Origin of the sequence: Trichococcus shcherbakoviae (assembly GCF_963666195.1) — a bacterium.
GTDB lineage: Bacteria > Bacillota > Bacilli > Lactobacillales > Aerococcaceae > Trichococcus > Trichococcus shcherbakoviae.
Window position 1 is genome coordinate 1,264,564 of the sequence record NZ_OY762653.1, and the last position, 21,398, is coordinate 1,285,961.

Consider the following 21,398-nt stretch of genomic DNA (forward strand, 5'->3'; position numbering starts at 1 on the left):
TTCTGGATTTATGCTACAATGTCACTGAATGAGTTGTGAGTACCAAATATACAGGAGGTGTTCGAATGGATCTGATTGCGCTGTTATCGCAGGAATCTGTCATCGAAAAGGAACAGAAAAAGCGGCATAAATTTGTGCCCGATCTGCCGGAACTGGAGGGGGAGGCGACCCGGGCGCCAAAAATCAAGGAACATCTGTTTTTCGAAAACAAGGACATCTACATCAGCAAACACAACCGCTACGCCGCCTACCCGGAGCACTCGCACCAATTCCTCGAACTCAACTACATCGTGAAGGGCGAATGCCGCCAGATCATCAACGGCGTCCCTTACTTGTTGAAGGAAGGCGACATCCTGCTGATGGACACCGGCAGCGCGCATTCCATCGAAGCGCTCGGCAAGGACGATCTGCTTTTGAACATCCTCTTCAACAACAAAAGCATCTCGATCAACTGGCTGATGAACATGAACCACAACGACAGCATCCTCTACAAAATTTTGCTGACGAACAACCCGCTTGACACGAACGCCGCCAATTTCATCCTGTTCCGCAACGAACAGAATGAGCACATCAAGCAGATCATCAACAATATGGCCGACGAATATTTCTTCCCGAAGGTCTTTTCCGGAAAGATCATCAGCAGCTACCTGCCGATTCTGCTTTACGAATTGGCGCGTTCCCTGCCGCACGAGTACAGCGAAACGTTCAGCAAAAAGGACCCCTTTTACGAGGTCCTTCAGCTGATCGATGCCGAGTTCACAACGCTGACCTTGGACGCTGCATCCAAACGGCTGAACTTCAACAAAAACTACTTGAGCAACATGATCAAGAAGCGCAGCGGCCAGACGTTCACGGAATTGCTGAACGAAAAGCGGCTACTGAAGGCCAACCTGCTCATCGAATCCACCGAAATTCCGATCCAGACGATCCTGACCGAAGTCGGCTTTTCGAACAAGACCTATTTCTATACGTGCTATAAGAACAGATTCCACTGTCTGCCATCGGAAGTGCGAAAAAAATAATTTACGATTGCTGGTTGTCCGATTCTTCGTGGTTATCGGACAACCACAAGGGCATATGTTGTCTGGTTGTCCGATTCTTTCCGATTATCGGACAACGCCAAGTGCTAATGCTGCCTGCTTGTCCGATTCTTCGCACTTATCGGACAACCACAAGGGCATATGTTGTCTGGTTGTCCGATTCTTTCCGGTTATCGGACAACGCCAAGTGCTAATGCTGCCTGCTTGTCCGATTCTTCGCACTTATCGGACAACGTCCAGGCGCTCACACCCTCTATTACCGAACTAACTGAAAAAGTGAAGGACAGCCCCGGAAAAATGGGGGCTGTCCTTCACTTTTTCATACTAACAATTTTTCATTCGTAGCCGTTCGGATTATTCTTTTGCCAATTCCAGGAATCGCGGCACATGTCCGCCAATGTCTTCTGGGCGGTCCAACCCAGTTCTTCCTTGGCTTTGGTAGCGTCCGCATAACAGGTCGCTACGTCTCCAGGGCGTCTGTCGACGATTACGTAAGGGATCTCGACGCTATTCGCTTCCTCAAAGTTATGCACCAAGTCCAGTACGCTGTAGCCAACGCCGGTACCTAGGTTGTAGATGCCGACGCCTTCCGTTTCCTTGATTTTGTCCAAAGCCTTGATATGGCCCAGCGCCAAGTCGACGACGTGGATGTAGTCACGGACGCCTGTGCCGTCCGTTGTGTCGTAGTCGTCCCCGAAGACGCTCAGGCGCGGCAATTTACCGACCGCCACTTGCGTGATGTACGGCATCAGGTTGTTCGGAATTCCGGTCGGGTCTTCGCCGATCAAACCGGATTCATGCGCGCCGATTGGGTTAAAGTAGCGCAGCAACGCGATGCTCCACTCGGAATCGGCGAATGCCACGTCCTGCAGGATCTGTTCGATCATCACTTTCGTATAGCCGTAAGGGTTCGTTGCGCTCGTCGGCAAGTCCTCCGTCAACGGCGACACGTTGTTCATGCCGTAGACCGTAGCCGATGAGCTGAAGACGATCTTCTTCACGCCATGGCTGCGCATCACATCGCACAAAACCAAGGAGCTAGTGATGTTGTTGTGGTAATATTCGATCGGTTTCGCCACGGATTCGCCCACCGCTTTGTAGCCAGCAAAATGGATGACGGAGTCGATATCCTCTTTTGAAAAGACTGCGTCCAAGGCTTCGCGGTCCAGAACATCCACTTCATAGAAAGTCGGTGCTTTTCCGGTGATCGTTTTGATCCGGTTCAACACTTCCGGTTTGCTGTTGGAGTAATTGTCGACGATGACCACTTCCTGGCCGGCTTTCAATAATTCCACTACGGTATGGCTGCCGATATAGCCGGCGCCTCCAGTCACTAATACTGACATTTTATCCCCTCCACTTTCATTCAAAAGTTCAACGCAACTGTCCGACGAAACGAAGGAACGCTTGCTGGCCTTCAGGGGTGCGTTTGAACACACCAGCATCCTCCAGCACCCGCAAAAAGGCTTCGCCTACAGCTTCCTGCACCACTTCCGCCGCATCAGCGCCAGTCCGGTCCTTTTTGTCCACCAAGCCTGCCACCCATTCCTGATGGTAAGGAGCAATCTCAGCTGTTTCTCCGTTAAGATAATTTTCTATTTCAATCAACTCATCCTTCAAACGCGGAGGCAAAATGGCTAGCCCCATAACTTCGATCAAGCCAATGTTCTCTTTTTTGATGTTCTGCACGTCCGGATGTGGATGGAAAATGCCGTCCGGGAACTCCGGCGAAGTCCGGTTGTTCCGCAGAACCAGATCCAGTTCGAACAAACCGTCCTTCATGCGCGCAATCGGCGTGATCGTATTATGCGGAATACCCTCCGTGACATGCAGGATTTCGGCCGCTTCATCCGAATAGCCTCGCCATGCATCCAGGATAAAGGTCGCCGCCTCCGCCAATTCATGGGCATCCTTACCGGCAAGCCGGATGACGGACATCGGCCACTTGACGATGCCTGCCTGAATCGAAGCGAATCGGTTCATTTCAAATGGCCGTTCGACCGGTGCTTCTGCCATCGCGAAGGTATGCCGGCCGCCTTGATAATGGTCATGCGACAAGATCGAGCCACCGACAATCGGCAGGTCCGCATTCGATCCGACGAAATAGTGCGGGAATTGCGTGATGATCCCAAGTAGCTTATCGAAAGTATGCTTGTCCAATTTCATCGGCTTGTGCTCCTCGGCCAAAAAGATGCAGTGTTCCTCATAGTAAGCATAAGGCGAATATTGCAGACCCCACTTCTCGCCGTTTAATGGCATCCTGACGATGCGGTGGTTGGCGCGGGCCGGATGGTCGATGCGCCCGGAATAGCCTTCATTTTCCATGCAGAGCTGGCAAGCTGGATAAGCGGAAGCAGGCACGTTTTTCGCCAATGCGATCTGCTTCGGATCCTTTTCCGGTTTGGACAAGTTTATTGTGATTTCCAGTTCACCGTAATCGGTCCGGTGTTGAAACGCGATATTTTTGGCGATGCTGCGGGTTTTGATGTAATCATTGTTCTGGCTGAGCTCGTAGAAATAGTCAGTTGCGGTTTCCGGATTTTCTGCATAGACTTCCCAGAAATGCTTGTTGATGACGGAAGGCATCGGCGTGATCAAAGACATGATCTGCGCCTCCAGCGTCTCCCGCGTGTATTGGTAGTCCTCGATTTTTCCGTTTGCGACCGCCCAATCCACCAAGCGATCCAGCAGATCCAAACGATCCGGCAAACTTTGCGATGGCACAAGTTGCGTATCCAAGTCTTCCTTTCCGATCATGACCAACAGCAGATTCCGCAGCGCAATCCTGTCCATCGCATCCGTTTCGCCTTTTATGATGCCCGTTTCCACGAAATCGACAACAGCTTGGTCGATCGCATACTCTGTCTCATTTATCGTCATGCCAACCGCTCCTTATAACCGTTTTGCGCCATCGCTGATTTCGGCGATGTAGAATTCTGCCGGATAACCGATCGCTGCTTCATAGGTTTTACCGACATTTTCGATGAAGGCCGGAATAGCCTCTTTTTCGACGATGGCGATTGCGCAGCCACCGAATCCTGCTCCAGTCATACGCGCCCCCAAGACACCAGGTTGATTCCATGCAGCCTGAACCAATGTGTCCAATTCGATCCCGGTCACTTCGTAGTCATCCCGCAAAGAAATATGCGACTGGTTCATCAACTGTCCGAATGCTTCCAATTCGCCTGCCTGCAAGGCCGCTTTGGCTTTCAGGGTACGCTGGTTTTCTGTGACAGCATGACGCGCGCGGCGATACAGGACATCGCTCTCCAAAACTGCTTTCGCATTTTCGAAGAATTCTTCATCGAGTTCACCCAGGCTGCCGATCGATACGACCGTCTGCAGCTTCGCCAACGCTTCTTCGCATTCGCTGCGGCGTTCGTTGTACTTGGAGTCGACCAATTCGCGGCGTTTTTTCGTATTCATGATAACGATAGCATGATTGCCCAATTCTACGGGAACCATTTCATATTCAAGTGTGTTGCAGTCCAGCAAGATCGCTTTGTTCTCCTCGCCCATTCCTACAGCGAATTGATCCATGATGCCGCTGTTGACGCCGATGAACTCGTTCTCCACGCGCTTGCCGGTTTTGATGAGCTCCAACCGATCCGCATTCAGGTCGAACAGGTTATCCAAAACAACGCCCATCAACAACTCAAGGGACGCGGAAGAAGACAGACCCGAGCCATTCGGGATATTTCCGAAGATGACCATATCCATGCCTTCAGGGATGGCATGCCCGGCTTCCTTCAGATAACGCAGCATGCCTTTCGGGTAGTTGGCCCAGCTGTCCGCTTTTTTGTGTTCAAGATCGGCCAAGTCGAAGCTGATGACGCCGGCTTCCGGAAAGTTTTCCGAGTAAAGACGGACTTGCTTCAGATCATTTTTTGCCGCAATAGCGTAAGTTCCCAGTGTGATGGCGCAAGGAAAAACATTCCCGCCGTTGTAATCCGTGTGCTCGCCGATCAGATTGATGCGCCCCGGTGCGAAAAATGCTGTGTAATCCTCTTTGCCGAATAATTCCTCAAATTTTTGCTTCAATCCTGTCAATTCCATCTTCATCCGCTCCTTTTTGTTTTCCGGTAAACGTTTACTTGTTATTTTTACTAAATATTAACTAAATGAATTATAACCCCACAACAAAGAAGTGTCAAGCGTTTTTGGAGCGCTTTCACCCCGTGCGGAATTTGATTCATTTAACACAAAAAACCGCAATGTTAGGCATTGTCAAGCCCTTCATTGCGGTTTAACATTCATTTAGCTTATTTCCAGGTAAAAAAATATTTGGGTAATTGTATCAAATAATGCACGCAGCTTTGGAACGGATGACTATTCAAGTGTGACCTTCCCGACTTTCAGCAGATGAACGTCATTCTCCATACAGTAGAGCCTGATCAAAGTGGTTGCAAAAAAACAGCTGTATAACGCCATTTGACTTCCGGCTAAGCGAAACACGATAATGTACAGGATGGCCCCAAGGATGGACGCCATCGCATACACCTCTTTGCGGAATATATAAGGAATCTCCCGAGCGAACACATCCCTGATAAGTCCGCCACCGGTTCCGGTCAATACCGCCAACGTCACCACCACGTACCACTGTTGAAAGCCCAGCCGCACAGCCACCTCTGCTCCGATAGCAGTAAATGCCCCAAGACCGATCGCATCAAAAAATTGCAGTTTCTTCGCCAATTTGTTGATGTGCGTATAGAAAAGAATGACAAAGCCGGCGGAAAGCAAGCTGATGAGTGCATAGAGCGGGTTTTCCAATGATGCCGGCAAAGGGCGATCAATCAGCAGATCCCTGACGATCCCGCCGCCTACCGAAGTCGTGATCGCAAATATCCCGATCCCGTAATAATCAAGATCCTTCTCGATCGCGGTCAATGCCCCTGACATCGCAAAGGCGATCGTTCCGATTATTTCAACTATAGAAATGAATTCCATTCAATGTGTCCCCCCTGATGATAGTTCTCTGAAAATATTAGGTTTTGCAAAAAGTATAACGCAAAAGAATGCAAAGTCGCCATAAACTTTGCATTCTTTTTCATTCTTTTTTAGCCTGTTTGCACAAACCTATTTATTCTGTAGCTTCCATATACCCTTGCGCCCAAAAATATTGAACATCAGAGAACTAATTTTTCATCAAATTGTGCTGGTGTCGATCACGAAACGGTATCTGACGTCGGAAGCCAATACGCGTTCATAGGCCTCGTCGATCTGGTCGGCTGAAATGACTTCGATATTCGGAACGATGCCGTGTTCGGCGCAGAAGTCCAACATTTCCTGTGTTTCGCGGATGCCGCCGATCATGGAACCGGCGAAGGAACGGCGATGACCGATCAAGGACATCACATTCACTGACAGCGGTTCTCCAGGAGCCCCGACGTTCACCAGCGTACCATCGAGCTTCAACAAGCCCAAGTAAGCGTCCAGGTTGATAGCGGCGCTCACCGTATTGATGATCAGGTCAAAAGTGCCGGCCAATTCCTTGAATGTTTCCGGATCCTTGGTAGCGTAATAATGCTGCGCTCCGAACTTCAGACCGTCTTCTTTTTTGCTCAACGTTTGCGAAAGGACGGTGACTTCAGCCCCCATCGCATGCGCGATTTTGACGCCCATGTGCCCCAATCCCCCCAGTCCGATCACGGCGACTTTCTTGCCGGGGCCGGCCTGCCAGCGGTTCAATGGCGAGTAAGTAGTGATGCCGGCGCACAACAGCGGCGCTGCGGCATCCAGTCCGATGTTGTCCGGAATGCGCACAACAAAATCTTCGGTCACGACGATATGCGTGGAGTAGCCGCCCTGTGTCGGTTCGCCGTATTTGTCGACGCCGGCATAGGTCGGAACATTGCCTTTGAGGCAGTACTGCTCCTCGCCGCGCAAACAATTTTCACATTCTCCGCAGGAATCGACCATGCAGCCGACACCGACGCGATCCCCGATTTGATGCTTCGTCACACCAGGACCGACCGCTGTGACCAATCCCGCGATTTCATGCCCAGGCACGAGCGGATAGTGCACATGTCCCCATTCACCATGGGCTGTATGGATATCCGAATGACAAATACCCGCAAACTTGATTTCGATCAGAACGTCCTGCTTATCCAATTCCCGTCTCTTGATTTCAGCAAATCGGAACGGTTTGTCCGGCCCGTCGACTGCTCTTGCTCTCGCTAGTACCATCTATTTTTCCTCCATTATGCTTTTAATTCAAAAGCAGCATTCTCGCTCTTGTAGAAAGAGCATACTCCTTAAAGTTAAGGTTAAGTCAAGCGATAACCGCTAAGAAGCGCTAAAATTACTCCCGCTTTTTTTGTTTCTTATTATTAACATTATTTCTATTCTCAGTATAACTAGTTTATACTTAATATTGAAACAATTCGAAAATGGGAGGAATCAACTTGAAAATGAAAGCCTACTTAGCTCTTCCGGTTGCATTATTGCTTATGGCCTGTTCGAATGAATCAAACGAAACTACCCAAACCGAAGTCACTCAAACATCAGTCAGTGAAAGCGCAGAAATCATCAGCACTGAAGTTATTGATAACGAAACTGCATTTTTGGAACAACTCGCGGATTTTGATGCGGAGCATGAGCCCTTCATTGTAGCCTATTACGATTCTCTTGACGCAATAAAAGAAAAGGTATCCGACGAGACGAATACTTTTGTCGATCCGGAACTTTCTGAAAGGGAACTGCAAATCAAACTGATATTCAAGGGTGACGATGATTATTACCGCGTGGTGTTGGAACAAAAATAGACATTAAAATATAAAGCAAGCAGCCTGCGACTCCTTAGCGCAGGCTGCTTGCTCTGTTTTCACAAAATTTCCTTGCCGCATTCTCGGGAAGGGATTTTTTCTTTGAACCGACTGAAATTCGACAACAGCAATACGGATTCCAAGACGATCGCAATGCCCAGCCATTCAACAAAGCCGGATGCGGTTCCGAAGACGAGTACCGAAAGAATCGCCGCCAGCAGTGGCTCCAGTGCAGTCATGACGCTCGCCAAGGAGGCTTCGATGTATTTTACGCTTTCCAGATACGCCAGGAAAGCGACGGCCGTTCCGAAGAGGATGATTGCGCCGGTCAACAGAACGCTCTGCGCTGTCATCGCGAATCCGGGAGCCCAAAAAGGATGGATGAACTGGAACAGCACGCCACCAATGAACATGCCCCAGCCAACAACCACCGAGGATCCGTATTTCTTCAGGATCAGCCGCGGTTGCAGTGTGTAAAAGGCCACGCCGATCGCAGAGCCGATTCCCAGTACAAGTCCAAGCGGCAAAACCGCGATTCGGCTGAATTCGCCTTTGGTCACGATCAGCAGTACTCCCGCAAAAGTTGCCAGCACCAGTCCGCCTTCAGCCGGATTGAAGCGCTTCTCTTTTTTTATCAACATATATAGATAGACAAAAATCGGCGCTGTGAATTGAAGGATGGCCGCCAAGGACGCGCTGCTCACTTCGATTGCCTTGAAAAACAAATACTGGCAGGAGACCATGCCGAACACCGCGAACAACAGCAGGCGGATGACATCCCCGCTTTCACGAAAAATCCCGAAAATATCCTCCCGCTTTACGGCACGGCTGTAGAAAAGGATCAAGATTCCTGCCATCAAAAGGCGCGTGCTCACCAGCCATTCTGAAGAGACCGTATAAACAGCGAAAAGCAGTTGCGCCAAAATCCCTGAAATCCCCCACAAGCTGCCTCCACCCGCCGCCAATAATACTCCTTTCACTTTATCACTCATACCGTCCGCTCCCATTCCGATGATTATCCATTGTATTCGTTCATTATAGGCGGGTGGAAGATCCGATTCTATCGCTGGGCTACTTATTTTTATCAGATTTGTGTATATTTTATTGCCGGATTTGCCAGATTCGGATTAAAATTGCTATTATAGTATCAGAAAACAATACGGGCCGGACAGAGAAAGGAGCTGTACAGATGACAGCAACGAGAGATTCCGATAGCGGCAGCTACCGCATCGTCCCAAGCCAAGTGGACGGAAAAACAATGCCGATCCATTTCAGGAATCAGCTGGAAGAGGACGTCCGTTTCCCTTCCCAAGACTTCAATCTGACGCTGCTTCGCCAGCATTTTCAGCATCTGCGCCAAGATACGATTCCGCTGCATTGGCATCAGGAACTGCAGGCCGTCTGGGTCCATTCAGGTACTTTGGAATTCACGGTGAATGAGGATGCGTTTCCGTTATCGGGCGATACGCTCCTGATCATCAACCGCGGGCAGCTGCACCGTTCCCGGACTATATCAGGAGATGCCGCGGCCATCTGCGTCAATTTTGAGCCGGATTTCTTCCATCAAAAAGTGCTTCAGGACTACATTCTGCCACTTTTGGAAAACGAAGCCTTCAGCTACCACCTGTTGGCTCTGTCTCCGGAGAAAACGGCGCGTCTGCAACGAATTCTAGCGGCAAGCGACCATACCATCCCTTATTTCTCCGTCATCAATCTGCTTTCGGATAGTCTGGAGGAGACGCTCTACGCGCTCAGGGGATCCGGAAAAGCAGCCGATTTCGAGGAAAGAAAGCTATTCCACCGCCTGTTGGCATATGTCGAAGAAAATTACCAGCACCAAATCACGGTCGCCGATTTGGCCAATCATGCCTTGATTAATAAAAACCGCTGCACAGCGCTGTTCCAAAAATATACCCAGACATCCCCGATGAGATACGTCGCGAAGCACCGGCTCTTCCTGGCCAAAAACCTGATCATCGGCACCGACCTATCGATCAGCGCAATCAGCGAAGCGGTCGGCTACAACCAGATCAGTTACTTTGTGGAACAATTTCGGCGCAGCTACCGGCTGTCACCTTTGAAATACCGGAAGCGGTTCGGGAATAGGAACGAGACCTGATGGGGGTGCGTCGACTATTCCACACGACCATTGCTACTGAAGCTCAAGACAACTCACTTTTGTCGACTGAACAGACGCTGACGCTTCTCCGAAAGCCAACTGAGGCAGCACCCCCAACCGAAAGAAGACGCCCTTGGCCAAGCGCGTCTTCTCTCGCATTCTATGATCGCTTATTTCCACTGGCTCTCCACAAAATCCCATAACACGACGACATGATTGATTTCCGGATCCCGCGCGGCATAGACCAATGTGACATCGGTCGCTTCCAACTGTTTCAGGATCTCCGCTACAGCAGCAGCTGTCGGCGGGTTCGTCAACATTTCCTCTTCATAGCGTTCTTTGAAGGCGGTGAATTTTTCGGGATCGTGGTCGAACCATTTGCGCAAATCCGGCGAAGGCGCGCTGTCTTTCAGCCATGCATCCAGTTGCGCGGCTTCCTTTTTCACACCCCGCGGCCACAGCCGATCAACCAGGATCCGGAAGCCATCAGCTTCCGCGGGGGCTTCGTAGATGCGTTTCATCTTCAGTTCCAAATCCATTCCTCCTCCCAATTGCTTCGTTAAAACTGGTCCATCAGTTCCATCATCTTATCCACTTGTACCCGCTCCAGGTAAAGGTGCTGCTGCAACTTGGCGATTTCTTCCTCAAGCCGATGTACTTCCACTACTTTGGCCAGCAGTTCCGTTTGATAGTTCTCCTTACCCATCTTAAGCGCTTCTGCAATGGCAGCCTTTTGCTGTTTGTACTGATGATAGAGCATAGCCTCGGCTTGGCTTTTTGGGCCGCCTGCAGCTTCCATTCTTTCGCAATGTTCGAATTGTTCTTTTGTCATTGTCATCGTCTTTCCCTCCAGATTGTTTTTTTTGAAAACAAAAAACCCTTCTTTAAACAAGAAGAGTCGGGAATGTCGCTTTGCTCTTCTTATCTCTCAGATTGCTCTGCAGGATTTAGCACCGTGCCGCTGCGTTCGCGCAGGGGTCGGTTGCTGAGATGTCATCGGGCCAGTCCCTCGATCTCTCTTGATAAAGAAGTTATTTAATTTTCAAACATATTATGTCATAGCATTGCGCAAAATTCAACTGATTTCCAATTGGCTTAATCTATTTTTGTCATCTACATCTGTTCTACACACTTCCTTGGTATCCTTAAGAAGGATCAAGCGATCCCGCGTTGCAGATCATTTCTTTTGTCCGATCAGCAACACGGAAACAGTCTCGTAAAACATAGCCAGTTTATACATAGGAAGGAAGAACTTACCATGAAGAAAAAATATTTGATGATTGGCCTGATTTCTTTTACTGCATTGACCACCTTTGCTGTTGCAACTCCCGTAGAAGCAGCGATGATGGATACGGTGACTTTTGAAAATCACGGTCAGTATGTACGTAGCCATGCCACTCATCTTCGTCATCACGCTGGAGACGCCCATCAGATGAACGGCGTAAGTATGCATGCCAGAGATAAGGATGAAAATATTTCTTGTCCCACTGAATAAACGGATCCATCCTTGGACCAATAATTTAGGTGCATAGGCAATAGATTATAGTTGATGACATCTTTTGGATCATATAGCTAAATAGGGCAGCATCAAAACTAGAATAATACTTTCTAGTTTTGATGCCGCCCCTTTATTTCTGTATGGGACTTGATTTTACGCTCAGAAATAACCTTTCAAAACCGTTATGGCGGGGAATCCCGTTACTAACTCTCTCTCTGATTGTCCGATTTCTCCACGTTATCGGACAACCACCAATGCCAACTGACTCCGCTTGTCCGATTCTTCCACATTATCGGACAACCAGCAAGACAATCTCACTCTACTTGTCCGATTCTTCCACATTATCGGACAACCAGAAAGACAATCTCACTCCACTTGTCCGATTCTTCCGCATTATCGGACAACCAGAAAGACAATCTCACTCCGCTTGTCCGATTCTTCCACATTATCGGACAACCAGAAAGACAATCTCACTCTACTTGTCCGATTCCTCCGTCTTATCAGACAACCAGCAAGACTAACTCACTACACTTGTCCGATTCTTCCACATTATCGGACAACCACCACAGATCAAGCGTACTTCAACGCAATCTCTTCCACGAATTTGGTCACGTCCTTGAAGGCGTCGCAACAATCCTCCAGGGATTTATAGATTTTGCTTAGGATGACGGTGCTGACCGCATCCACATCGTTCTGATAGAGATCGCGCATGGATTGGATATACAGCAGATCGCCTTCTTTTTCACAGGCATTGATCAGGTCGATGACTGCATGGATCTCTTTTTGCGATTTCTTATAGGTTCTTAATAGCCTTACCGCCGTAAGCAGTTCTTCGGCTGATTTTTCGACCAGATCCAGGAATTGGTTGATTTCCGGGGTGATGTTCTGCGGTTGATAGATCTCAATATGGATCATGACATCCTCTATCATGTCGATGGCATGGTCCAGACTGGTTACCAGCGCAATCACATCCTGCCTGTCGAAAGGCGGCAACAGATCGTTGTACATATAGCGCATCAGCCTGTATTTCGCGAGGTCGGCATTGTGTTCGATTTCATGCATCTCGTCCAATTTTTGACTTAGATCAGCGACCGGATAATCCGCCAGCACCTGCTTCAGAAATTCCGCCGATTGGACACCCCATTCGGCAAGCTTGATGAACTCATCGAAATAATCCAACTTTTCCGTCTTCTTTTTGAACATAACCGGCTCCCCCTAGAATATCCCAATGAACAGCTTTGCCATCAGATAACCGACAAGACCGCAACCTGGAAACGTCAACACCCACGTATAAACCATTTCCTTGACCGTCAGCCAGTTTACGCTCGACAGATGCCTACCCGCGCCCACTCCCATGATAGCCGTTGTCTTCGTGTGGGTCGTGCTCACCGGCAGCCCCAAGAGCGATGCCGTCAAGAGGCTCAAGGCCCCGGCAAAATCAGCACTGAAGCCTTGATAAGTCTCCAATCTCACCATGTTGACCCCGACAGTCTTGATGATCTTCCCGCCGCCGATCGCTGTTCCCAAAGCCATAACTGTGGAACACAGCAACATCAACCAGACCGGAATCGCGAAATCGGTCGCGGCATTTCCTTGCGACAACGCGATACCCAACAGGAAAATCCCGATGAACTTCTGGCCGTCCTGGGCCCCATGCATGAAGGCCATCGCCGCCGCACCGACTATCTGGCTGTTGCGGAAGAAGGTTGTCGTGCTTTGCCGCTCAATGTCCCTGAACAACGCGCCGACCAGTTTCACGACAAGGAAGCCCAGAGACAACCCAAGAACGGTGGAAAGTACCAAGCCGTACAGCACCTTGATCCATTCCGCCCCATTGATACCGCTGATGCCGCCCTGCAACGCGATTGCAGCCCCCGAAACCCCAGCGATCAAGGCATGGCTCTCGCTTGTCGGAATGCCAAAATACCAGGCCGCAGTGGCCCATACCACAATTGCGAAGAGAGCCGCACACAGCGCCACAACCGCGTCATCCGTATTCCCGCCAAAATCAACCATCTTCGCCATCGTCTGGGCAACTTTCGCATTGATCGCTGTCATCGCAAAAACGCCTAAAAAATTGAACACAGCCGCCATCAAGATGGCGTTCCGAGGCGTCATGCTTCTTGTCGAGACGCAGGTGGCGATGGCATTCGGCGCATCCGTCCACCCGTTCACCAAAACCACTCCCAGCGTCAAGGCCACCGTCACCGCAATAGCCGGGCTCGTCAGCAGCAACTGAATGAATTCACCGAATGAAATCGCCATAAAGAACCACCGCCTTTCCGGATCACAGTGAAATGAATGGTTTTACATCGGAATCCCGACTTCGATATGCTGGAAGGAATCCACATCAAACAAGCCTTTATCTGTAAGTTTCAGACGCGGAATGACCGGCAAGCACAGGAACGAAAGGATCATGAAAATGTTCTGCGATTCCTCCGCCAACGTAGCCAACTGCTCGTGCAACTGATGCAATTCCTTGATTACTTCTTCGTAAGGTTTTTCCGACATGATGCCACCGACCCGCAGCGGGACTGACGCCAGCACCTTGCCGCCATCCACGATGACGAGTCCGCCTTGCATGCGTTCCGCCTCTTCGATCGCCAGCAGCATATCTTCATCATTCGTACCGGCAACGACCAGATTATGCGAATCATGGGCTACAGTCGAGGCGATGGCGCCCCGTTTCAGACCGAGTCCGCTGACGATGCCAGCACCGATGCTGCCGGTTTGGTGATGGCGTTCGCACACCACCATCTTCACTTGATCATTTTCTGGATCCGCAACAAAGAAGCCATCTTCTGTCTTCACATCCGCTGCGATTTTCTCGGTAATGATCCGGCCCGGCACAACTCCGATGACCCAAGCTTTCTGGTCTTTCTGAAGCGGGATCTGCAAATCGTCTTTAGTCACTTTCTTCAAATGAAGAGAGGAGCGGACGGCCTGCGGCACAACTGCACGGACATTTCTTAAAACATCCAGGTTCAGCAAGCGGCCGTCTTTGATGATCGTTTCCGGGCGCAGTGTCTCCAGGCTGTCCGTGATCAGGATATCCGCAAGATATCCGGGTGCAATAGCGCCTTTATCCTCGATTCCATGGCATACCGCATTATTGAGCGTAGCCATCTGGATGGCGATAAGCGGGTCCAATCCCTGTTGGATGGCCAGCTGAGCGGCATAATTGACGGTTCCTTCTTCCGCCAGTTCGTCCAGATGCTTATCGTCCGTACAGAATGAAAAACGGCGACTGTTCCTTTCGTTGATGGCCGGCAGCAGCGCCAACAGATCTTTCGCAGCCGAGCCTTCACGCACCAATACATGGATGCCCCTGCGTACCCGCGCAATCGCCTCTTCCGCAGTCACCGCCTCATGATCGTTGCGGATCCCGGCTGTGCTGTACACATTCAACGCAGTATCCGGCAAACCAGCCGCATGGCCATCAACCATCATTCCCGCTTCGATCGTCATGCGGATTTTCTCAAGCATATCCGGATTTGCATTCAAAACGGATGGATAATCCATCACTTCAGCCAAGCCGATGACGGTCAGATGGGTCAAATAAGGCCGGAGATCATCTGCGGTCAGCGTCGCGCCGTTCTGTTCGAAGGGTGTTGCCGGCACACACGAAGGCAGCTTCATCAGGATGTCCATGTCGGCATTGGCGGCGTCCTCCAACATAAATTCAATCCCGATTGTTCCTGCGACGTTTGCGATTTCATGCGGATCGGTCACAACGGTCGTCACGCCGTGTTTGATGAGGGCACGCGAAAATTCCGACGGCGTAACCATGGTCGATTCGATATGGATATGCCCGTCGATAAAGCCCGGCATGACATACTTGCCTGAAGCATCCACCACTTGCTTCCCGTTCGGATAGGTACCGATGCCGACGATGTGCCCGTCCTTGATCGCAACGTCCGCTTCAAAGGTCTCCAGCGAAAACACATCCACCACTGTTCCGTTCTGGATAATCAGGTCCGCTTCCTCCGGTTGCTGTGCTGCCTGGATCAATCTTTTCAATGCATCTGTCATACAAATTCCCCCTGGTTCCATTCGCTCTCTTGGTCAGCGAATCTCTTGTTGTTTCCTATATTATACACGATTCACCTGGGGACCGATAAGCTTCTTATCAGCGGTCAAACTTATCCTCTATAAGATTTTCTGCAATCATAAAATCCGGATCTTTTTGAAGCTATAGGTGATCGTTTTTACCTATCAACCTTGTTCGATTATAACTGTTTGCTTCTTACATGCACTGGTGATAAGATTTCCTCATGCCTTCGAGCGACAAAAAGTAAGAAAGTGTCGGTTTGCAGGCTTTCATCACTAGCATCAACCGCGTGGGGGAGTTTTTTTCCGGTCGAAGGACCGACAACATATCAAAAAAAACAAAAACAGGAGTGAATATAAATGAAGAAACTATTATCAAAAATCTTATTCGTGGGTACAGCAGGTTTGGTTTTGGCGGCTTGCGGCGCAACAACAACTGATTCAAGTTCGGACAGTGCCTCTACAGCAACCAGCACCGCTACGGCGGGAAACGTCTTAAAGACGATCGAAGAAAACAAACAATTGCGCATCGGGGTGGAAGGCACTTACCCGCCATTCAGCTACCATGACACAGAAACAGGCGACTTGGTCGGTTTCGAAGTGGAAATCGCAGAAGTCATCGCTGAAGATTTGGGCGTGGAAGCTGTCTTCGTCGAAACGAAATGGGATTCCCTGATTGCCGGATTGGACGTCAATAAATACGATATCGTCATCAACAACGTCGGCGTTACCGAAGAACGACAAGAAGCTTATGACTTCACCGATGCTTATTTCGAGTCCTACGGCCAACTTGCTGTCAGCGCAGACTCTGACATCCAAACTTTGGAAGACTACAGCGGCAAAAAATCAGCCCAATCCACTACAAGTAATTACGCACAGAACGCTCGTGACCTTGGCGCTGAAATCGTACCTGTCGACGGCTTCAATCAAGCAGTTGAATTAATCACTTCAGGCCGCGCGGACGGAACAATCAATGATTACATCACTTTCTTGACTTACTTTGAGGAATATCCAGATTCCACTTTGAGACTGATCGACGAAAAACTGCCTACAAATGACGAAGTCGGCATAATCCTGCAAAAAGAAAACACAGAATTCCAGACTAAACTGAACGAAATCATCGCAGCCCGCACAGAAGACGGCACTTTCAAAGCAATCTTCGAAAAATACCTAGGTGAAGACATCAGCGTCGGCGCCAATAACTAAGAAAAGCTGAACGGGCTCGTTCAGACCCACATTCAGAAAATCGTACCGAGTGCGCTCTAAGGGGCGCAATCGGTACGATTTATCTGATTTATGGATGGCTAACCCTTGAAGCTAGCCATCATTGTTGGATGCATGGTACAATTTGGTATCTCGTGAACCACTTGCGGCGGTGCCCTTTTGGACGTTGAATAGTTTTTTAATTTTTAATATAAAAAGGAACGGTGAGTAAATTTTGCAACACACATTATCCATAATCGAAAACGCCCTATGGCCAATTCTGGAAGCAGGATTTACCGTCACCATCCCCTTGGCGCTGATTTCATTTGCCTTGTCACTTGTTCTGGCTGTCCTTACTGCAGTCATGCGGATTTCGAAAAGCAAGATATTAAAAGGGCTGGCTTGGTTCTACGTTTGGGTATTCCGCGGAACCCCGCTTTTGATCCAATTGTTCATCGTCTTCTTCGGTTTGCCGAAGCTGAACATCACCTTGGATGCGTGGACCGCCGCTATCCTGACTTTTGCCTTGAACAGCGGCGCCTATTCGGCCGAATCCATCCGCGGCGCGATCCTGTCCATCCCGAGAGGGCAATGGGAAGCGGCCGACTCCTTGGGCATGACGCACGGACAGGTCCTGAAAAGGATCATCTTCCCGCAGACCATCCGGATTGCCTTGCCGGCTGTCATGAATGACTTCATCTCTTTGGTGAAATCGACCTCGTTGGCATCCAGCATCACGATCATCGAAATGACGATGGTCGGGCAGCAGTTCGCTTCCGTTACCTATGAACCGCTGATTCTGTATATGGAAGTGGCTGTGATTTATCTACTTATCAGTACAGTATTGACTTGGATCCAAGGCAAATTGGAAATCAGAACTTCCAAATATCTGAAAAAGGCGTGACGACATGATCGAAATCAAAAATATCCAAAAATCCTACGGTGACTTTCATGCCCTCAAGGACATCTCGTTGACTTTCAAAACCGGTGAAACGACCGTCATCGTCGGCCCATCCGGTTCGGGCAAGTCCACCCTGCTCCGCACCTTGAACCTGTTGGAAGTGCCCGAAAGCGGCATCTTGAAGAATGGCAATCTCGAGGTCGATTTCAGCTCCAAAATATCAAAAGAAACGATGATGGCAATCCGCAAAGAAACGGCGATGGTGTTCCAGAGCTTCAACCTCTTCCCGCATCTGTCGGTATTGGAAAATGTTATCGAAGGCCCGATCACGGTTCTGAAACTTTCGAAAACAGAAGCGACGGCCAGAGCCAAAAACCTGTTGACCAAAGTGGGCTTGGCCGACAAACTGGACCATTACCCGGACCAACTATCGGGCGGCCAACAGCAACGCGTGGCCATCGCGCGCGCCTTGGCAATGGAACCGGATTTCGTCCTTTTTGATGAACCCACCTCCGCCCTCGATCCCGAGTTGGAAGCGGAAGTGCTGCGCGTTTTGAAGGAACTCGCTTCCGAGAAGCTGTCCATGATCATCGTGACGCACAACCTTGACTTCGCCCGGGAAGCAGCGGACCGCATGCTCTTCCTGGAGGACGGCAAAGTCGGCTTCGACGGTCCGACCAAGGACTTCTTCGAAAGCACAACCGAGCCAAGGATTGCCCGCTTCATCAACAGCATAACGATTTAAAAAGATAGACGAAACCAAAGCATCCAAGCTTTGGTCTCGCCTATCTTTTTTTGTTGAGGTAATTGATACTATTGTGCTCAGTATTATGCTTTGTTCTCGATTTCGATGATGGTCATGATTGCGTAATTCGCCAAATCCATCAGCGTGTCTGTGATACTCTCGTCTTTCACTTCGGCCTCTTGCTTAATCAGTTGTTTGAAACGGTGCAGTTTATCATCCAATCGGACGGCCGGCATTATCAGCCCGTACTCCTGGAAGCTGTCGCCAAAACTATCCCCGTAGTCTTTATTTTTTGCCGCATACAGCTGATTCAGCCTTTCGCATATTTCCCTGTGCTGCTCGACTTTCGTCATATCCCCCACCGCTTTCCTTTGTTCTTGTTTATTCTTTATCGAGTACCCTGCCCACATCCTCGCAACAATTATATTCGAACTGAATCGTCAAGTGGGTCACACCGAAGCGCCCTTTCAATACCTGTTCCAACTTCTCATAGACTTCGGATAGTTCACTGACCAAAATGTCATTTTGCAGATTTACATGGGCTTCAAAAAAGAGCGTATACTCGTCCAATGCCCAAATGTGGACATGATGGATGTTTTTTATCGCATCCATCTTTTCAAGTTCCTCCGCGATTTCATCGATGTCCACCGTTTTCGGTGTTCCCTGCATCAGGATGTTCGCCGACTCTTTCAATATTTCATAGCTTTCCTTGAGGATATACAAACCAATCAGCACCGTCAACAAAGGATCAATCCAGTAGGCATCGAAGTAATAGATGACAACTCCGCCGACCATTACCCCGACAGAGGACAAGGCATCGCTCAGAAGATGCAGGTACACCGCTCGCATATTCAAGTCAGCTTCTGAACTCTTATGCAGCAGGTATACAGCCACTGCATTGAGGACGATCCCGATGGAGGCGATTATGATGACCAACAGTGCGTTTATTTTTTCAGGCTGAATGAATTTAAAATAAGCTTCCCTGAAAAGGAAAAGGGACATGATGATCAGTAGGGTGGCATTGATGACCGCGGCTATGATGGTGGCTCTTCTGTAGCCGAAGGTGTTTTTCTTATCGTGTTCTTTTGCTGCCATCTTGACGGCAAACCAACTGATGACGATGGACAATACGTCGTTAAGATTGTGGAGTGCATCGGAAAGTAGCGATAAGCTGCCGGAAAACCAGCCGCCCAAAACTTCGGCAATTGTCAGCACAATCTTCAGGACCATGGTTATGAGCAAATTTTTTCCTTTTACGCCACCCAGACCGTCCGGATAGCTATGGGCATGGGTATGTTCTGTCATCACTCAAACCTCCTATTGTGGACAGCCTTTTGCATGGACAAACCAGCTTCTTCACCATAATCATACTCCATATCCTATAGAATTGAAAAATCCAAGGTACTTTTCCTGACAAGAAAGGCGATGCTGTCGATGATTACAGGATTCACCATTCCGAAAATCATCTCTAAAATATCATCGTATCATCCGAAGTGCACTTTGCGTGACTGAGTGTTATCGAGTATAATTATTCATAAGAGGTGAGAAAAATGCTAATTACAAAATCCAGGCTACAAGGAAGTTCCGTAGTTGTAACTCTGCCGTTTCACAATGGCGAAAAATTGGAACCCAATAAAGAATATATCGTAATCTATTCACCAGATGGGACAATCACATTGGTTCCAAAAATTGATGATCCCTTTGTTTTGTCCGAAGCTGGAGCTTTTTACGAAAAAGATGAGTGGAATAATTTATCTCCTGAAGGGAGAGAACTATTCTGATGAACGCTTCCGATAGGTACATCCCCAAGAAAGGCGATATCGTCTGGGTAAATTTTGACCCATCTTCAGGAAATGAAATCAAGAAACGTCGGCCGGGACTGGTTGTCTCAAGATACGAATTTAATCGTTCCACCTTGTTTGCGGTTATTTGCCCCATCACTTCGACAATAAAAAACATTCCTACTCGATATACGTTGCCGAAAGAAATGGTTGTCACAGGTCAAATCGTCATTTCCCAACTCAAATCTTTGGATTTTCACGCCAGAAAAATCGAATTTGCTGATAGATTGCCTGTTCAGGATATCGCTAAAGTCGATCAGATAATCGAATACATTTTTTAAAATCCGCAATCACTTAACAGCTGATTGCGGATTTTTTGTTGTATATACTTGTATTTGGATACAAATTAACAGGGTTATGACTAATTCGTCATACCAGGCATTACGGCCATGCTGTCGATGATTTCAGGATTCACCATGCCGAAAATCATGGCAATATGGGCAACGACAAGGAAGCCGCCGACCAGCATAAAGTGGATTTTCATTTTTTCTTCATCGGTTTTATTCCGGAACAGGACACCAATTTCCATGAGTGCGATCGGCAATAGGAACAGTACGCCGCTCAAATAGAAGCCCACTGCCACAACGTCGACCCACGTGTGCCAACCATTTGTGGTGGTCAATGGAATCACTGCGTTAAACAACAGGTAGAAGAATATTCCCGTGAAATAGAAGCCGGCAAAGATACCGACGATTTTGTTCAAAGTCCTCAAACCACCCGATTTTACCCTGTCAAAAATAATGAAAAATTCTGAAATCGTCAGCGTCTCCGCGCAGATTACAGGGATTGCCATAAAGATGATCAGATTCCAGGGCTGATTTGAAGCTAATAAAGACATGTAATGAGTCATGCTCACTTTTGTTTCCTCCTCAAAGTAAAATAACTAAAAATTGATAGTCTTAATATACCGAATGAATGTGTAGATTAGATAGAGATTGGGCGTCTTCATATGAGCTACATAATGACCTGATATTCTGTGAATGTAGAAAAAAACAATCCGGAAAGAAGGGTTCAGATAATGCAAACAATCCAATTTATCATTTCAATAGTGCTGATTTTTATCTTAGTGATGTTAGTCATAAATACAATCCGTAAACAGGATTCTGTTTTGAGAGCAGATGTGAAACGACTGCGGTCTGAAAATGAAGCTTTGAGGAAAGAGCTTCTCAAACGCGGAATCGTTGAATATGTCTAATAGCTGAAAACGGATAGCCGAAACAAACGCTGTCTATACACT

Annotated in this window: 24 protein-coding genes and 1 riboswitch; of the genes, 10 read left to right on the forward strand and 14 right to left on the reverse strand. The window is 48.6% G+C overall.

Annotated elements, in window-relative coordinates; translation table 11 throughout:
• Positions 1-65 precede the first annotated feature (65 nt).
• Complete coding sequence (locus ACKPBX_RS05835; protein WP_319996276.1) at positions 66-1,022, forward strand: helix-turn-helix domain-containing protein; 957 nt, start codon at positions 66-68, stop codon at positions 1,020-1,022.
• 353 nt (positions 1,023-1,375) lie between these two features.
• Here the strand turns inward: ACKPBX_RS05835 and galE are convergent, their stop codons facing one another.
• From galE to ACKPBX_RS05860, 5 genes are all read right to left on the reverse strand, one after another.
• Complete coding sequence (gene galE, locus ACKPBX_RS05840) at positions 1,376-2,386, reverse strand: UDP-glucose 4-epimerase GalE (RefSeq protein WP_319996277.1); 1,011 nt, start codon at positions 2,384-2,386, stop codon at positions 1,376-1,378.
• 28 nt (positions 2,387-2,414) lie between these two features.
• A complete protein-coding gene (gene galT, locus ACKPBX_RS05845) occupies positions 2,415-3,920 on the reverse strand; it encodes a UDP-glucose--hexose-1-phosphate uridylyltransferase (RefSeq protein WP_319996278.1) in 1,506 nt (501 codons plus the stop codon).
• Between the two features lie 12 nt (positions 3,921-3,932).
• On the reverse strand, positions 3,933-5,096 hold the full coding sequence (locus ACKPBX_RS05850) for a galactokinase (protein WP_319996279.1): 1,164 nt from the start codon (positions 5,094-5,096) through the stop codon (positions 3,933-3,935).
• Between the two features lie 273 nt (positions 5,097-5,369).
• A complete protein-coding gene (locus tag ACKPBX_RS05855; protein ID WP_319996280.1) occupies positions 5,370-5,987 on the reverse strand; it encodes a trimeric intracellular cation channel family protein in 618 nt (205 codons plus the stop codon).
• A gap of 198 nt (positions 5,988-6,185) precedes the next feature.
• Positions 6,186-7,226: an NAD(P)-dependent alcohol dehydrogenase gene (locus ACKPBX_RS05860; protein ID WP_319996281.1), complete on the reverse strand. Its 1,041-nt coding sequence runs from the start codon at positions 7,224-7,226 to the stop codon at positions 6,186-6,188.
• A gap of 218 nt (positions 7,227-7,444) precedes the next feature.
• Between ACKPBX_RS05860 and ACKPBX_RS05865 the strand changes: the two genes are divergently transcribed.
• Positions 7,445-7,804 (forward strand): hypothetical protein, encoded by a 360-nt coding sequence (locus ACKPBX_RS05865; protein WP_086628901.1) that lies wholly within the window; start codon positions 7,445-7,447, stop codon positions 7,802-7,804.
• A 59-nt stretch (positions 7,805-7,863) separates the two neighbouring features.
• Here ACKPBX_RS05865 and ACKPBX_RS05870 read toward each other — a convergent pair whose 3' ends face one another.
• Entirely contained in the window at positions 7,864-8,796 is a 933-nt protein-coding gene (locus ACKPBX_RS05870) for a DMT family transporter (protein WP_319996282.1), read from the reverse strand.
• Positions 8,797-8,993: 197 nt separating this feature from the next.
• Here ACKPBX_RS05870 and ACKPBX_RS05875 point away from each other — a divergent pair, with 197 nt between their 5' ends.
• Entirely contained in the window at positions 8,994-9,923 is a 930-nt protein-coding gene (locus ACKPBX_RS05875) for an AraC family transcriptional regulator (protein ID WP_319996283.1), read from the forward strand.
• Positions 9,924-10,093: 170 nt separating this feature from the next.
• Here the strand turns inward: ACKPBX_RS05875 and ACKPBX_RS05880 are convergent, their stop codons facing one another.
• Both ACKPBX_RS05880 and ACKPBX_RS05885 read right to left on the reverse strand, forming a co-directional pair.
• On the reverse strand, positions 10,094-10,456 hold the full coding sequence (locus ACKPBX_RS05880; protein ID WP_232309386.1) for a DUF488 domain-containing protein: 363 nt from the start codon (positions 10,454-10,456) through the stop codon (positions 10,094-10,096).
• Between the two features lie 26 nt (positions 10,457-10,482).
• Positions 10,483-10,761 carry a hypothetical protein gene (locus ACKPBX_RS05885; protein ID WP_068562284.1) on the reverse strand — a complete coding sequence of 93 codons (279 nt, stop codon included), beginning with the start codon at positions 10,759-10,761 and terminating at the stop codon, positions 10,483-10,485.
• 80 nt (positions 10,762-10,841) lie between these two features.
• A riboswitch (SAM riboswitch) is annotated at positions 10,842-10,952 on the reverse strand.
• 229 nt (positions 10,953-11,181) lie between these two features.
• Between ACKPBX_RS05885 and ACKPBX_RS05890 the strand changes: the two genes are divergently transcribed.
• A complete protein-coding gene (locus tag ACKPBX_RS05890) occupies positions 11,182-11,418 on the forward strand; it encodes a hypothetical protein (RefSeq protein WP_086628904.1) in 237 nt (78 codons plus the stop codon).
• Between the two features lie 573 nt (positions 11,419-11,991).
• Here ACKPBX_RS05890 and ACKPBX_RS05895 read toward each other — a convergent pair.
• From ACKPBX_RS05895 to ade, 3 genes are read right to left on the reverse strand one after another with little or no spacing between them, the layout of a single operon-like run.
• Positions 11,992-12,624, reverse strand: a complete 633-nt coding sequence (locus ACKPBX_RS05895) for a DUF47 domain-containing protein (protein WP_319996284.1) — start codon at positions 12,622-12,624, stop codon at positions 11,992-11,994.
• A 12-nt stretch (positions 12,625-12,636) separates the two neighbouring features.
• Positions 12,637-13,686 (reverse strand): inorganic phosphate transporter, encoded by a 1,050-nt coding sequence (locus ACKPBX_RS05900; protein ID WP_319996285.1) that lies wholly within the window; start codon positions 13,684-13,686, stop codon positions 12,637-12,639.
• Between the two features lie 42 nt (positions 13,687-13,728).
• Positions 13,729-15,453, reverse strand: coding sequence for an adenine deaminase (gene ade / locus ACKPBX_RS05905; RefSeq protein ID WP_319996286.1), 1,725 nt, complete (start codon positions 15,451-15,453; stop codon positions 13,729-13,731).
• 378 nt (positions 15,454-15,831) lie between these two features.
• Here ade and ACKPBX_RS05910 point away from each other — a divergent pair, with 378 nt between their 5' ends.
• The 3 genes from ACKPBX_RS05910 to ACKPBX_RS05920 all read left to right on the forward strand — a co-directional run bounded on the left by ACKPBX_RS05910 (position 15,832) and on the right by ACKPBX_RS05920 (position 18,320).
• Positions 15,832-16,677, forward strand: coding sequence for a transporter substrate-binding domain-containing protein (locus tag ACKPBX_RS05910; RefSeq protein WP_086628908.1), 846 nt, complete (start codon positions 15,832-15,834; stop codon positions 16,675-16,677).
• A gap of 232 nt (positions 16,678-16,909) precedes the next feature.
• Entirely contained in the window at positions 16,910-17,578 is a 669-nt protein-coding gene (locus tag ACKPBX_RS05915) for an amino acid ABC transporter permease (RefSeq protein WP_106449872.1), read from the forward strand.
• A gap of 4 nt (positions 17,579-17,582) precedes the next feature.
• Positions 17,583-18,320: an amino acid ABC transporter ATP-binding protein gene (locus ACKPBX_RS05920; RefSeq protein WP_086628909.1), complete on the forward strand. Its 738-nt coding sequence runs from the start codon at positions 17,583-17,585 to the stop codon at positions 18,318-18,320.
• An 83-nt stretch (positions 18,321-18,403) separates the two neighbouring features.
• Here ACKPBX_RS05920 and ACKPBX_RS05925 read toward each other — a convergent pair whose 3' ends face one another.
• Entirely contained in the window at positions 18,404-18,673 is a 270-nt protein-coding gene (locus ACKPBX_RS05925; RefSeq protein WP_086628910.1) for a nucleotide modification associated domain-containing protein, read from the reverse strand.
• Between the two features lie 28 nt (positions 18,674-18,701).
• On the reverse strand, positions 18,702-19,625 hold the full coding sequence (locus ACKPBX_RS05930; protein ID WP_319996287.1) for a cation diffusion facilitator family transporter: 924 nt from the start codon (positions 19,623-19,625) through the stop codon (positions 18,702-18,704).
• 245 nt (positions 19,626-19,870) lie between these two features.
• Between ACKPBX_RS05930 and mazE the strand changes: the two genes are divergently transcribed.
• Positions 19,871-20,101 (forward strand): type II toxin-antitoxin system PemI/MazE family antitoxin, encoded by a 231-nt coding sequence (gene mazE / locus ACKPBX_RS05935; RefSeq protein ID WP_086628912.1) that lies wholly within the window; start codon positions 19,871-19,873, stop codon positions 20,099-20,101.
• Entirely contained in the window at positions 20,101-20,442 is a 342-nt protein-coding gene (locus ACKPBX_RS05940) for a type II toxin-antitoxin system PemK/MazF family toxin (RefSeq protein WP_068562293.1), read from the forward strand. The genes mazE and ACKPBX_RS05940 overlap by 1 nt, the downstream gene beginning before the upstream one ends.
• 80 nt (positions 20,443-20,522) lie before the next feature.
• On the opposite strand, the gene ACKPBX_RS05945 is transcribed toward ACKPBX_RS05940, so the two are convergent.
• On the reverse strand, positions 20,523-21,011 hold the full coding sequence (locus ACKPBX_RS05945) for a DUF6803 family protein (RefSeq protein WP_319996413.1): 489 nt from the start codon (positions 21,009-21,011) through the stop codon (positions 20,523-20,525).
• 168 nt (positions 21,012-21,179) lie between these two features.
• Here ACKPBX_RS05945 and ACKPBX_RS05950 point away from each other — a divergent pair, with 168 nt between their 5' ends.
• Entirely contained in the window at positions 21,180-21,356 is a 177-nt protein-coding gene (locus ACKPBX_RS05950) for a hypothetical protein (RefSeq protein ID WP_319996288.1), read from the forward strand.
• Positions 21,357-21,398 lie beyond the last annotated feature (42 nt).